The sequence below is a fragment of the Streptomyces sp. NPDC057939 genome (assembly GCF_042887545.1).
GTDB lineage: Bacteria > Actinomycetota > Actinomycetes > Streptomycetales > Streptomycetaceae > Streptomyces.
On sequence record NZ_JBHVPG010000018.1, the window covers coordinates 74,722 to 87,398 of the forward strand.

At 74.6% G+C, this 12,677-nt stretch carries 10 protein-coding genes; 7 read left to right on the forward strand and 3 right to left on the reverse strand.

Annotated elements, in window-relative coordinates; translation table 11 throughout:
- Window positions 1-13 precede the first annotated feature (13 nt).
- The 4 genes from galT (at window position 14) to ACFVS6_RS20905 (ending at window position 4,439) form a co-directional block, all read left to right on the forward strand.
- Window positions 14-1,093 (forward strand): galactose-1-phosphate uridylyltransferase, encoded by a 1,080-nt coding sequence (gene galT, locus ACFVS6_RS20890; RefSeq protein WP_389705716.1) that lies wholly within the window; start codon window positions 14-16, stop codon window positions 1,091-1,093.
- Window positions 1,090-2,247: a galactokinase gene (galK, locus tag ACFVS6_RS20895; RefSeq protein WP_389705718.1), complete on the forward strand. Its 1,158-nt coding sequence runs from the start codon at window positions 1,090-1,092 to the stop codon at window positions 2,245-2,247. The genes galT and galK overlap by 4 nt, the downstream gene beginning before the upstream one ends.
- 252 nt (window positions 2,248-2,499) lie before the next feature.
- Complete coding sequence (locus ACFVS6_RS20900; RefSeq protein WP_389705719.1) at window positions 2,500-3,447, forward strand: aldo/keto reductase; 948 nt, start codon at window positions 2,500-2,502, stop codon at window positions 3,445-3,447.
- A complete protein-coding gene (locus tag ACFVS6_RS20905; RefSeq protein WP_389705720.1) occupies window positions 3,444-4,439 on the forward strand; it encodes a D-2-hydroxyacid dehydrogenase family protein in 996 nt (331 codons plus the stop codon). Before ACFVS6_RS20900 ends, ACFVS6_RS20905 begins: the two co-directional genes overlap by 4 nt.
- 115 nt (window positions 4,440-4,554) lie before the next feature.
- On the opposite strand, the gene ACFVS6_RS20910 is transcribed toward ACFVS6_RS20905, so the two are convergent.
- Complete coding sequence (locus ACFVS6_RS20910; protein WP_389705721.1) at window positions 4,555-5,421, reverse strand: ABC transporter permease; 867 nt, start codon at window positions 5,419-5,421, stop codon at window positions 4,555-4,557.
- Complete coding sequence (locus ACFVS6_RS20915) at window positions 5,418-8,144, reverse strand: alpha/beta fold hydrolase (RefSeq protein WP_389705722.1); 2,727 nt, start codon at window positions 8,142-8,144, stop codon at window positions 5,418-5,420. Before ACFVS6_RS20915 ends, ACFVS6_RS20910 begins: the two co-directional genes overlap by 4 nt.
- 178 nt (window positions 8,145-8,322) lie before the next feature.
- Between ACFVS6_RS20915 and ACFVS6_RS20920 the strand changes: the two genes are divergently transcribed.
- From ACFVS6_RS20920 to ACFVS6_RS20930, 3 genes are read left to right on the forward strand one after another with little or no spacing between them, the layout of a single operon-like run.
- The gene (locus tag ACFVS6_RS20920; RefSeq protein ID WP_389705723.1) at window positions 8,323-9,930 is read left to right on the forward strand and encodes an ATP-dependent DNA ligase; all 1,608 of its coding nucleotides are present in this window, start codon (window positions 8,323-8,325) and stop codon (window positions 9,928-9,930) included.
- A gap of 58 nt (window positions 9,931-9,988) precedes the next feature.
- Window positions 9,989-10,687: a helix-turn-helix domain-containing protein gene (locus tag ACFVS6_RS20925; protein WP_389705724.1), complete on the forward strand. Its 699-nt coding sequence runs from the start codon at window positions 9,989-9,991 to the stop codon at window positions 10,685-10,687.
- Between the two features lie 16 nt (window positions 10,688-10,703).
- The gene (locus ACFVS6_RS20930; protein ID WP_389705725.1) at window positions 10,704-11,030 is read left to right on the forward strand and encodes a DUF6126 family protein; all 327 of its coding nucleotides are present in this window, start codon (window positions 10,704-10,706) and stop codon (window positions 11,028-11,030) included.
- A 74-nt stretch (window positions 11,031-11,104) separates the two neighbouring features.
- Here the strand turns inward: ACFVS6_RS20930 and ACFVS6_RS20935 are convergent, their stop codons facing one another.
- Entirely contained in the window at window positions 11,105-12,577 is a 1,473-nt protein-coding gene (locus ACFVS6_RS20935; protein ID WP_389705727.1) for an MFS transporter, read from the reverse strand.
- Between the last annotated feature and the right edge of the window lie 100 nt (window positions 12,578-12,677).

Below are 12,677 nucleotides of genomic sequence, written 5' to 3' on the forward strand. Positions count from 1 at the left end.
AGAGGATCCGCAGGTGAAACGTACGAGCACCCGTCTCGCCGACGGCCGCGAGATCTTCTACTACGACGCAGACGCAGACGCAGACGCAGACGCGGGAACGGGGAAGAACCCCGCCCCCGTCCGCACCGTTGCCGACACCCGCCCGCTCGAAGTCGGCGCCACCGTCCCCACCTCCGAGGTACGCCGCGACCCGCTCCTCGGGGACGCCGTCGTCATCGCCTCCCACCGCCAGGGCCGCACCCACCTCCCGCCCGCCGACGACTGCCCCCTGTGCCCCTCCACCGCCGGACACGCGAGCGAGGTCCCCGCCCCGGACTACGAGGTGGCCGTCTTCGAGAACCGCTTCCCCTCCCTCGCGGGGGACACCGGACGCTGCGAGGTCATCTGCTTCACCCCCGACCACCGAACCTCCTTCGCCGAACTCGACGAGTCCCGCGCCGCACTCGTCCTCGCGGCCTGGACCGACCGCACCGCCGAACTCGCCGCGCGCGAAGGCGTCCGACAGGTCTACTGCTTCGAGAACCGCGGCACCGAGATCGGCGTCACCCTCGCCCACCCCCACGGCCAGATCTACGCCTTCCCCTTCGTCACCCCGCGCACCACCCGCATGCTCGCCACCGTCGCCGCGCACCGGGACCGCACCGGCGGCAACCTCTTCGAGGAAGTCCTCGCGGCCGAGCGCGCCGAGGGCACCCGCATCGTCCTCGAAGGGGAGCACTGGACCGCCTTCGTCCCGTACGCCGCCCGCTGGCCGTACGAGGTCCACCTCCATCCGCACGACCGGGTGCCGGACCTGCCCGCCCTCGGCGACGCGGCCCGCGCCGAACTCCCCGGGCTCTACCTGGAACTGCTGCGCCGCTTCGACCGACTGTTCGCGGTGCCCGACCCGACCCCCTACATCTCGGCCTGGCACCAGGCGCCGACCGGCGAAGGGCGCGAGGACTTCGCGCTCCACCTGGAGCTGTTCACCGTCCGGCGCACCGCGGACAAGCTGAAGTACCTCGCGGGGACCGAGTCCGGAATGGAGGCCTACATGAACGACGTCCGGCCCGAGGACGCGGCCGCCCGGCTGCGGGAGGTGGCGAGCGCGTGAACCGCACGGCGCGGGAATTCCGGGACCTGTACGGGAGCGGGCCGGAGGGGGTGTGGGCCGCGCCCGGCCGGGTCAACCTGATCGGCGAACACACCGACTACAACGACGGCTTCGCGCTGCCCTTCGCGCTCCCGCAGCGCACGGAGGTGGCCGTCGCCCGCCGCACCGACGGCCGGCTCAGGCTCCACTCCGCCGACGTGCCCTCCGGCGTGGTCACCCTGGACCTCACCGACCTCGATCCGGACCGCACCCCGCGCGGACCCGCCGGCTGGACCGCCTACCCCGCCGGGGTGGCGTGGGCGCTCCTGGAGGCGGGCCTTCCGGTCGGCGGCGCGGACCTGCACGTGCGGTCCGACGTACCGGCCGGGGCGGGCCTCTCCTCCTCCGCGGCCCTGGAGGTGGCCACGGCCCTCGCCCTCACCGAGTCGTACGGGATCCCGCTGCGCGGCCCGGAGCTGGCGGCCCTCGCCCGTCGCGCCGAGAACGCGTACGTCGGCGTGCCGTGCGGGGTCATGGACCAGATGGCCTCGGCCTGCGCCACCGAGGGGCACGCCCTGCACCTCGACACCCGCAGCCTCGAACAAAGCCACATCCCCTTCGACTGCGCGGCGTCCGGGCTGCGGCTGCTCGTCCTGGACACCCGCGTCAAGCACGACCTCGCCGACGGGGAGTACGCCCGGCGCCGCACCTCCTGCCACCGGGCCGCCGAAGCACTGGGCCTGCCCGCCCTGCGCGACCTGCCGTACGAGGAACTGTCCGAGGCGCTGACCCGGCTCGCCGACCCGATCGGACGCCGCCGCGTCCGGCACGTCGTCACCGAGAACGAACGCGTCCTGCGGGTCGAGGCGGAGCTGCGCGCCGGACGGCTGCGCGCCGTCGGCCCGCTGCTCACGGAAGGACACGCCTCGCTGCGCGACGACTACGAGATCTCCTGCCCGGAGCTCGACCTCGCGGTGTCCACGGCCAACGCGGCCGGCGCGTACGGGGCCCGGATGATGGGCGGCGGTTTCGGGGGCTCCGCCCTGGCCCTGATCGACGTGGACGCCGAGGCCGAGGTGACCCGCGCCGTCGTCGGGGCCTTCGCCGCCGCCGGATTCGCCGCCCCGCACGTGAGCCGGGCCGTGCCCTCCGCGGGCGCGGGTCGGATCGGCTAGAACCCGTCGTCAACCTCCCCCGCCCGCCCCACGGACGACGGGAGTTCGACGACGGGCCCCGGGGCACCTCTTCCGGGTCCTGTCCGGTCCGCGCGGCCCGGCGCCGCGAGCCCGCCCGGCAGGACCCGGGAGGGAACGCGCCCGAAGGGCGTGACGCAGAGTTCACAGGGTTCCGTACCTCCTCCCGGCCGGGCGGGCCTAGAGTGATCACTTGCCGTTCCGGCACCGGACGATCACGGAGGAGCGAACCACATGCACCACAAGCCCCTGGGCCGTTCAGGACTTCAGGTCTCCGCCGTCGGCCTGGGCTGCAACAACTTCGGCGGCCGGCTCGACGCCCGAGCCACCCGCGCCGTCGTCGACGCAGCCCTCGACGCCGGGATCACCCTTCTCGACACCGCCGACATCTACGGCGGCACCGGCGGCTCCGAGAGCCACCTCGGCCAGGCCCTCAAGGGCCGCCGCGACCAGGTCGTCCTCGCCACCAAGTTCGGTTACGACGGCGTCGACATGGGGTACGGGGCCGCGGCCGGAGCCCGCGGCGGCCGCGCCTACGTCCGGCGCGCCGTGGAGGCCTCGCTGCGCCGTCTGGAGACGGACCACATCGACCTCTACCAGCTCCACAGCCCCGACCCGGCCACCCCGATCGCCGAAACCCTCGCCGCGCTCACCGAGCTCGTCACCGAGGGCAAGATCCGCTACATCGGGCACTCCAACTTCAGCGGCTGGCAGCTCGCCGAAGCCGCCCACGTCGCCCGCGAGACGGGCGCGACGCCCTTCGTGTCGGCGCAGAACGAATGGTCGCTGCTCCAGCGGTCCGCCGAACGGGAACTCGTGCCCGCGGCCCTGCACTACGGCGTGGGCGTCCTGCCGTACTTCCCGCTCGCCAACGGCCTGCTCACCGGCAAGATCCGGCGCGGCGCGGCGGTCCCGGCCGGCTCCCGACTCGAAGGGCGCGACGCGTACCTCACCGAGGAGCGCCTCGACACCGTGGAGGCGCTCGCCGCCATCGCCGAGAAGTACGACCGCACGGTGCTGGAACTCGCCATCGGCTGGCTCTCGGCCCAGCCCGGCTGCGCCTCCGTCATCGCGGGCGCCACCTCCGCGGAGCAGGTGCGGGCCAACGCGGCCGTCGCCGACCGCCCGCTGGAGGCGGAAATCCTGGCGGAGATCGACACCGTCGCGGGGAGCCCCGCATGACGGACGCCACCGCCGCGGCGGAGCCCCTGCGCTGCACCGTCCTGGACGACTACCAGGGTGCGGCCACCACCCTCGCGGACTGGTCGGCGGTCGCCGCCCGGGGCGTCGAGGTGGTGACGTTCGACGACCACCTCGACGACGAGGACGAACTCGCCGCCCGTCTGGCCGGGTTCGACTTCGTCGTCACGCTCCGCGAGCGGGTGCCGTTCCCGGCGAGCCTCCTGGAGCGGCTGCCCCGCCTCAAGCTGCTCGTCGCGAGCGGCATGCGCAACTCGGTGATCGACTACGAGGCCGCCGCGCGCACCGGCCTGACCGTGTGCGGCACCGCCAGCTCCTCCACCCCGCCCGTCGAGCTGACCTGGGCCCTGCTCCTCGGCCTGGCCCGGGGGATCGCGGTGGAGGCCGCGGGCCTGCGCTCGGGCGAGGGGCCGTGGCAGCGGACCGTCGGCGCCGACCTGCACGGTCGGCGCCTGGGCCTGCTCGGGCTCGGCAAGATCGGCAGCCGGGTCGCGCGGATCGGCCTCGCCTTCGGGATGGAGGTGTCTGCCTGGAGCGCCAACCTCACGAAGGAACGCGCCGACGAGTTGGGCGTCACCCTCGCCGGATCCCTGGAGGAACTCCTGGCGGACGCCGACTTCGTCTCCGTCCACCTCGCGCTCGGCGACCGCACCCGGGGCCTGATCGGGGCGCCCGAACTGGCCCTGATGCGACCGCACGCCCACCTGGTCAACACCTCCCGCAGCGCCATCGTCGACCAGGACGCGCTCCTCGACGCCCTGCGCGAGGGGCGCATCGCGGGCGCGGCACTCGACGTCTTCGACACGGAGCCGCTGCCCGCCGCGGACCCGGTGCGGACCGCCCCGAACCTCCTGGCGACGCCGCACCTGGGCTACGTCACGCGGGCCAACTACGCCACGTACTACGGGGAGGCCGTCGAGGACGTCCTCGCCTTCCTCGACGGCTCACCCGTACGGGTTCTTCCGCTTCCCTAGCGGGACATCCGGGCCGTCCGGGCCGCCCCCGCCGCCCCGAACGCCCGAGGGCCCCGCGCCCCGCCGTCGAGCGGGGTGCGGGGCCCTCGGGCCGGGTGCGGGCCGGGCCAACGGCTCAGGACACGATGTCCTTGCGCGAGAACCCCCGGAAGGCCAGCGCGAACAGCACCACGGCGTACGACACCGAAACCGCCGCGCCCTTGATCATCCCGCCCCACTCCAGCTGCGGCTGCAAGGCGTCCGCCCAGGCGAACTGCCAGTGCGCGGGCAGGAACTCGCGCCACGACCCGAGGGCGGTGACGGCGTCCAGCACGTTCCCGACGATCGTCAGGCCGACCGCCCCGCCCACCGCGCCCAGCGGGGCGTCCGTCCGCGTCGACAACCAGAACGCCAGCCCGGCCGTGACCAACTGCGAGACGAAGACGAACGCCACGGCCAGCGCGATCCGCGGCAGCGTGTCCGCGGCCGGCAGGGCCCCGCCCGTCGGCAGCTTCAGCGGCCCCCAACCGTAGGCGGCCGTGCCCGCCGCCAGCGCCACCACCGGCAGCAACACGATCGCCGCCAGGCTGAACCCGAGGGCCACGACCAACTTGCTCCACAGCAGCCGGGCCCGGGGGATCGGCGAGGCCAGCAGGTAGCGCAGCGAGGACCAGCCGGCCTCGGAGGCCACCGTGTCCCCGCAGAACAGCGCCACGGGCACCACCAGAAGGAAGCCGGCCGACACGAACAGGCAGGTGACCGCGAAGTTGGCGCCCGACTCCGTCGCCGTGTCGATGAGGCTGATCCGGCCGTTGCCGCCGCCCGGACCGTCGTCGCCGCCACCCACCGCGAAAGCGATGATCATGACGAACGGCAGAGCGGCCAGTACCCCTGCCATCACCAGCGTCCGCCGCCGGCGCCACTGCCGCAGCGCCTCCACCCGCAGAGGCAGGGTGCGGCTCGCCCGGTAGCCGGGCGCGGTCTCCTGCTGCACGGCGCTCACGCCGCACCTCCGATCAGGGTGAGGAACGCGTCTTCCAGCCGCCGGTGCGGCCCCACCGCCGACACCGGGACCTCCAGCCGTACGAGTTCGGCGATCAACCCGGCGGCGCTCACGCCGTCGAGCCGGACGAGGAGCCCCTCGTCGGCGGGCAGCACGGAGCCGACCCCTTCAAGGGCCGCGACCTTCTCCACGGTCACCCCGTCCACCGGACCCTCCAACGTGACCAGCAGCGTGTCCCCGCCACCGGTGATCTCGGCGACCTCACCCGCCTGCACGAGCCGACCCCGGTCCATCACGACCAGGTGCGTGCAGGACTGCTCCACCTCCGACAGCAGGTGGCTGGAGACGATGACCGTCCGCCCCGCGGCGGCGTAGCGGATCATCACGTCCCGCATCTCGCGGATCTGCGGCGGGTCCAGGCCGTTGGTCGGTTCGTCGAGGATCAGCAGGTCCGGCATGCCGAGCATGGCCTGGGCGATGGCGAGGCGCTGGCGCATGCCCTGCGAGTACGTGCGCACCGCGCGCTCCAGCGCGTCGCCGAGCCCGGCGATCTCCAGCGCCTCCGCCAGGTGCGCGTCCTCGGCGGGACGGCCCGTGGCCTGCCAGTACAGCTCCAGGTTGGCGCGGCCCGTCAGGTGCGGCAGGAAACCGGCCCCTTCCACGAACGCCCCGACCCGCGACAGCACCGGAGCCCCGGGCCGGATGAGGTGCCCGAAGATGCGGATCTCCCCGGCGTCCGGCGAGATCAGCCCCATCAGCATGCGCAGGGTGGTGGTCTTCCCGGCGCCGTTGGGTCCGAGCAGACCGAGCACCTGCCCCTTCTCCACCCGGAAGGACAGGTCCCGCACCGCGTACCGGTCCGCGGCCTTGGCGTAGCGCTTCGTCAGCCCGGTGATGTCCAGGGGTACGTCGGCCAGCGCGGTTTCGGGCTGCGCTTCTCCCACCCGGCTCCCGGCGCGGCCCCCGCCGGTGCGCCGGATCCCGAGGAGCGCCGCGGCCAGCGCCACCGCGCCGAGCGGCAGCCACCAAGTCCAGGCGGGCAGGTCGGCGGCGGCCGTGGCGACCCCGTCCGCGACGGGCACGGCCAGCGGGCCCTCCGCCGAGACGGTGTACGAGGCCGGTGCGGCGGGGGAGGCGTAGCCGAGGTCGGTGGCGGCGACCACCAGCCGCAGCCGGTGTCCGGCCCGGACGGCGTGGTCGATCGCCGGGAGCCGCAGCCGGACCGTCGCGGTCTCGCGGGCGTCCTCCACCCGTACCGGGGCGACCAACTGGTTCGGCAGCACCTGCTGCCGTCCGTCGGGGCCCACGTCGTACACCTTGCCGAACAGGACGGCCGAACCGTCGCCGGCTGTCGACCTCACCTTCAGGGTTGCGGCCGGGGTCCCGGTGATCCGTACGTCCTCGGTCAGCGGCTCAGATTCGAAGCGGGCGTTCTGCCCGGGGAAGTCCAGGGCGACGCCGGTCCCGAGCGCGGCGAGCTGCCCGCCGATGCCGGGCAGCGCCGACAGCGCGGGCGGAGTGCCGCCGGCCGGGTTCGCGAAGGTCTGCTCGCGGCCCGACAGGGTGAACTCGCGCGGAGTGGAGCCGAGCCCCGGGTAGCTGTCACCGGTCGCGCCGCGGAGCTTGACCTGCCCGTCGGTGGAGTCGATCCCGCCGGAACGGGAGACCCGGAAGGCCGGGCCGGTGTCCACGCCCTCGTCGCCCTTGAGGTACCGGTCGAACCAGGCCGTGACCCGCCCCTCGATCCGGTCGGATTCGCGCATGCCCCCGTCGTGACCGCCCGCGGCCCAGTCCACGGAGACGGGTGCGCCGTTGCCCGCGATGGCCTTCGCCATGGCGTCGGCCTGGTCGAGGGGGAAGAGGGAGTCGTCCTGGCCCTGCACGATCAGCGCCGGAACCTTGATCCGGTCGCCCACGGCGGAGGGGCTGCGCCGCTCCAGCAGCTCGCGGGCCTCGGCGTCGGGCTTGCCCGCCACCGCGACCCGCTCGTACATGGCGCACAGCTGGGGCTCGAACCGTCCGCAGCCCGAACCGGCGGCCGCGGCCGCGGGTGCGCCGGCGGGCGTGGCCGCCGGTGCCTGCGGGCCGCCCCGGAGGCCGCCCGCCGCGCCGGTGGTGAAGAAGATGCCGGTCCACAGCTTCTTGAACACGCCCTGGGGGAAGAGCGCGTCGGCGAGGTTCCAGTACGTGATCTGCGGGGCGATCGCGTCGATCCGCCGGTCGTGGCCCGCGGCCAGCAGCGAGACGGCACCGCCGTACGACGCGCCCGCGACGCCCACGCGGGGGTCACCGGCGGCGTCCAGCCGAACCTCGGGGCGCTTCGCCAGCCAGTCGACGAGCGCGGAGACGTCCTTGACCTCGTGCTCCGGATCGTTGAGCCCGATCAGCCCGCCGGAGCGGCCGAATCCGCGCGCCGACCAGGTCATGACGGCGTACCCGTCGCGCGCCAGCCGCTCGGCCTGCGCGCGCACGTCGTCCTTGCTCCCGCCGAAGCCGTGGCCCAGCAGGACCGCGGGCCGTTTCCCGTCCCCGCCGCCGGCCGTGAAGTAGGAGGTGTCGATCCCGGCACCGGGCAGGTTCAGGACCTGGTCCTGGCGGTGCACGGCCGGCGCGTCCCCGGACGCGGCGGCCGCGGTCCAGGTTCCGGCGCCGGCCAGGACGGCGAACGCGGCGACACCGGAGAGCAGGCGGTCTCGGCGGCGCCGTGGCAGTCGGAGCTTCATACCGAAACCCTAAAGCCCCTGGTCCCCCGACCCGAGCTCCTTCAGGCGTAGGCCCGCACCTTCTCAAGGACTACACCCGGTCACCCGGGTACCGCGCCTGCGGTACCCGGCCGCGGTACCCGACCCCGGGCCGCACCCCGGGCTGCGCCGCGGGCACGGCGGCGGCAGGATGGACCGCATGCTGCTCTCCGAGGTCGCGCGGGTGTCCCGGGAGGTGGCCGAAACCTCCGCCCGCTCCCGCAAGACGGCCCTGCTGGCCGGTCTGTTCGCCGCCGCTCCGCCCGAGGAGGCGGCCCTGGTCGTCTCCTACCTCGCCGGGCGCCTCCCGCAGGGCCGGCCGGGCATCGGATGGCGCACGCTCGGCCGAGCGAGCGAGCCCGCTGCCGGACCCTCCCTCACCGTGGTGGCTGTCGACGCCGCCGTCTCCGCCCTCGCCGCCGTCGCCGGGCCCGGCGCGCAGGCCGAGCGCGCCCGGATCGTCGACACCCTGATGGGCTCCGCGACCGAGCCCGAACAGCGGTTCCTGCGCAGCCTGCTGTCCGGGGAGGTCCGGCAGGGGGCCCTGGACGCCGTGGCCCTGGACGGGGTGGCCGCGGCGGCCGGGGTGCCCGCGGCCGCGCTGCGCCGGGCCGTGATGCTCGACGGATCGCTGCCCCGGGTCGCCGCGGCCGTCCTGACCGAGGGCGCCGCCGCACTGGAGCGGGTGACCCTCCGGGTCGGACGGCCCGTCCAGCCCATGCTGGCCGGCACCGCCCCGTCCGTTGCCGAGGCCCTGCTCGCGCTCGGCCCCTGCGCGGTCGAGGAGAAGCTCGACGGCATCCGCGTCCAGGTGCACCGCGACGGGGACGACGTACGCATCCACACCCGCTCCCTCGACGAGATCACCGACCGGCTCCCCGAGGTCGCCGAACTGGTCCGCACCTTCCCCGGGGAGAGGTTCATCCTGGACGGCGAGGTCATCGGGCGGACCCCCGACGGCCGCCCCGCTCCCTTCCAGGAGATCGCGGGTCGGGTGGGCTCCCGGCTGGACGTGGCCGCCGCACGCCGGACGCTGCCCGTGAGCGCGTACTTCTTCGACCTGCTCCTGTCCGGCGACCGGGTCCTGCTCGACCTGCCCGTGCGCGAGCGGTACGCGGGACTCGCCGCACTGGTCCCCGAGGCCCACCGGGTGGGCCGCCTGGTGACGGAGGACCCGGGGACGGGGACGGCCGGCGCCGAGGAGTTCTGGACGCGAACCCTGGACCGGGGCCACGAAGGGGTCGTGGTCAAGGCTCTCGACTCCGCCTACGCGGCCGGCCGGCGCGGCAAGCAGTGGCTGAAGGTGAAGCCGGTGCACACCCTCGACCTGGTCGTGCTCGCCGTGGAACGGGGCAATGGCCGGCGCACCGGCCTCCTGTCGAACCTGCACCTCGGCGCCCGGGCGGCCGACGGCACCTACGCCATGCTCGGCAAGACCTTCAAGGGCCTCACCGACGCCATGCTGGCCTGGCAGACGGAGCGGTTGGGCGAACTGGCGGTGGAGGACGACGGGTACACCGTCCGGGTCCGACCGGAACTCGTCGTCGAGATCGCGTACGACGGCCTGCAGCGCTCCACCCGCTACCCGGCGGGCGTGGCGCTGCGCTTCGCCCGCGTGGTGCGCCACCGCCCGGACAAGGCGGCCGGGGAGGCGGATACGGTGGAGACCGTACTCGCGCAGGGTGCCCGCGCGGGGACGGACGCGGACGGCGCCCGGGGCGCCGGCCCGGACGATGCCGTGCGGCCGGAGGAGGCCCCGGACGGGTGATTTTGCCTCGGAGGCAAGGAAGATTGCCAGATAGGCAAGTCTCTGGCTCAATCGGGGTATGACTCACGCCCCCGGCGACGGTCCCGATGACGCGGCCGGTCCCGACACCGATCCGGACCCCGAAGCGCCCGACGGCATCGCCGACGAGCTGCCCACCGTGGCCCCGCAACTGCGTGACCTGCGCCGACGTGCCGGACTGACGTTGGAGGCGGCCGCCGCGCGGGCCCGTCTGTCGCCCGCGCACCTGTCCCGGCTGGAGACCGGGCGCCGTCAGCCCTCGCTGCCGCTGCTGCTCGGACTCGCCCGTACCTACGGGACGACCGTCTCCGAGTTGCTCGGCGAAACCCCGGCCACGGCCGATCCCATCGTACGGGCCGGTGGTCCGGGCGCCCGCGAGGCCGACGGCTGGACGTACTGGCAGGCCGGCGGCTCCGGCCGCGGCATGCAGGCACTGCGGGTGCACGTGCCCGCCCCGGCCGCGGTCGTGAAGGGGACGCGGGAGCGCGGGCAGGGCGAGCTGGTGCGCGTCCATCCCGGGGAGGAGTGGCTCTACGTCCTCGCGGGGCGGCTGCGGCTGCACCTGGGGGAGAGCGAGCACCTGCTGGAGCCGGGGGACAGCGCGCACTTCGACTCGCTCACCCCGCACCGGATCGCCGCGGCCACGGCCGGCGGAGTCGACCTGCTGTTCGTCCACACCCTGCTGCAGAGCAGCCTCGCGGGGCTGTGCCTCGGCGGCGCCGAGCACCATCCCCGCTGACCGAGGAGCCGCATCCGTGTCGCAGCCCCAGCCCCCGTCCCAGTCGCAGGCCCAATCGCAGATCCAGTCGCAGTCCGAGGGAGAGAACGTGCCGCACGTCACCGGGAACACCGCGCGGACCGAGAGCGCCGCGCCGGCGGAGGTCACCGCGTCGGTGGAGAGTCCCGCGCCCGCGGAGAGCGCCGCGCCGGCCGAGGTGGCGCCCGCGCCGACGCTGATCGGCCGCATCGAGTCCAAGTTCCCGCGCGGCCTGATCATCCGACTGATCGCCTACCTCTTCGTGGGGCACCTCTTCGCCTTCTTCGTCTACCTCCTCTTCGTGCTGGGCGCCGAGAACCAGTAGGACCCCGCAGCCGGCGGGCGTCGTACCCAGCCCAGTACGAGCAGGGAGGCCACCGCCGCACGCGTCGCCCGCGCTCACTTCGCCGTCGTTCCCGGCGGTTCCAGCGGCGGCGCGGTGACCCCGCACTGGGTGCGGCACTGCGGGTGGGGCGCCCCGGGTGCGGGGGAGCGTACGGTGGCCCAGGCCAGCGCCGATCCGGCCACGAGCACCCCCGCGCACCAGGGCATGGCCCGTCGGAACGCGGCGTCGAAGGCCTCCGCGGAGAGGTAGGCGTCCGGGCCCATTCCCGCCAGCAGCGGCAGGGAGGCGACGGCCAGGAGACCGGCGGCGCGGGCGGCGGCGTTGTTGATGCCGCTGGCCAGGCCGGCCCGACCGGGGTCCACGGAGGCCAGGACGGTCGCCGTCAGCGGGGCCACCAGGGTCACCATGCCGGCGCCCAGGACGAGCAGGGCGGGCAGAACGTCCCCCACGTAGGACGCGTCGGGTCCGGCGCGCATCGTGAGCAGCATGCCGGCCGCGCACAGCAGCGGGCCCACCGTCAGTGGGATCCGGGGCCCGATGCGTTCCCCGAGCTCGCCGGAGCGGGCCGACAGCAGCAGCATCAGGGCGGTGGTGGGCAGTAGGGCGGCGCCGGCGGCCAGTGCCGAGTACCCGGAGACGACCTGGAGCTGGAGCACGATGAGGAAGAAGAAGCCGCCGAAGGCCGCGTACACGCACACGGTGACCAGGTTGACGGCCGTGAACTGGCGGGACGCGAAGATGCCGGGCGGCACCATGGGATCGGCCCGCCGCCGTTCGACGGCCACGAACGCGCCGGCCAGGACGAGCCCGCCCACGGCCGCCGCGACGACGAACGGGGATCCGGACCGGGCCTCGATCAGCGCGTAGGTGAGCAGGGCCAGTGAGGCCGCCCCCAGCACGGCGCCCAGCACGTCGAACCGCCCGTGCGCCTGCGGGTCCCTCGACTCCGGTACGTGTTTCAGGGCGACGGGCACGCACAGCGCGGCGAGCGGCACGTTCAGCAGGAACACCCACCGCCAGCCCGGTCCGTCCACCAGCCAGCCGCCGAGGAAGGGCCCCACCGCGGCGCCGACGCCGCCCAGGCCCGACCACAGGCCGACGGCCCGGCCCCGGTCCTGCGCCCGGATCGAGCCCTGGATGAGCGCGAGGGAGCCGGGCGTCAGCAGCGCGCCCCCGATCCCCTGCAGGGCGCGGGCCGCGATCAGCACCCCGGCGTTCGGCGCCAGTCCGCACAGCAGGGAACCGACCGCGAACCACACCACGCCGAGGACGAAGATCCGGCGCCGCCCGAATCGGTCGCCGAGCGCCCCTCCGACGAGGATCAGCCCCGCCAGGGTCAGCAGGTAGGCGTTCACCGTCCACTGGAGGACGGCCAGGTCGGCGTCGAGATCCCGCCCGATCGCGGGGAGGGCCACGTTCACCACGGTCGAGTCCAGCATCGCCATGGCCGATCCGAGGACGGTGGTGAACAGGATCCACCGGCCCCGGGCCGATCCGAGGGGGACGCCGGGCGCGGGTGAGGTCATGTCCCCAGGCTGGCCCGCGCCGTGGCCGAAGGCCACCCGGAGGACGCTCCGATCCCGGCCGCGCGGGCACCGGGTTCGGCTCATAAGGCCCTCTTGTAAT

What these genes read in the sequence shown, in the direction of transcription:
- ACFVS6_RS20900 (WP_389705719.1), top strand. Translation starts at nt 2,500, where the DNA reads ATGCACCACAAGCCCCTGGGCCGTTCAGGACTTCAGGTCTCCGCCGTC.
- ACFVS6_RS20905 (WP_389705720.1), top strand. Translation starts at nt 3,444, where the DNA reads ATGACGGACGCCACCGCCGCGGCGGAGCCCCTGCGCTGCACCGTCCTG.
- ACFVS6_RS20915 (WP_389705722.1), bottom strand. Translation starts at nt 8,144, where the DNA reads ATGAAGCTCCGACTGCCACGGCGCCGCCGAGACCGCCTGCTCTCCGGT.
- ACFVS6_RS20920 (WP_389705723.1), top strand. Translation starts at nt 8,323, where the DNA reads ATGCTGCTCTCCGAGGTCGCGCGGGTGTCCCGGGAGGTGGCCGAAACC.
- ACFVS6_RS20925 (WP_389705724.1), top strand. Translation starts at nt 9,989, where the DNA reads ATGACTCACGCCCCCGGCGACGGTCCCGATGACGCGGCCGGTCCCGAC.
- ACFVS6_RS20935 (WP_389705727.1), bottom strand. Translation starts at nt 12,577, where the DNA reads ATGACCTCACCCGCGCCCGGCGTCCCCCTCGGATCGGCCCGGGGCCGG.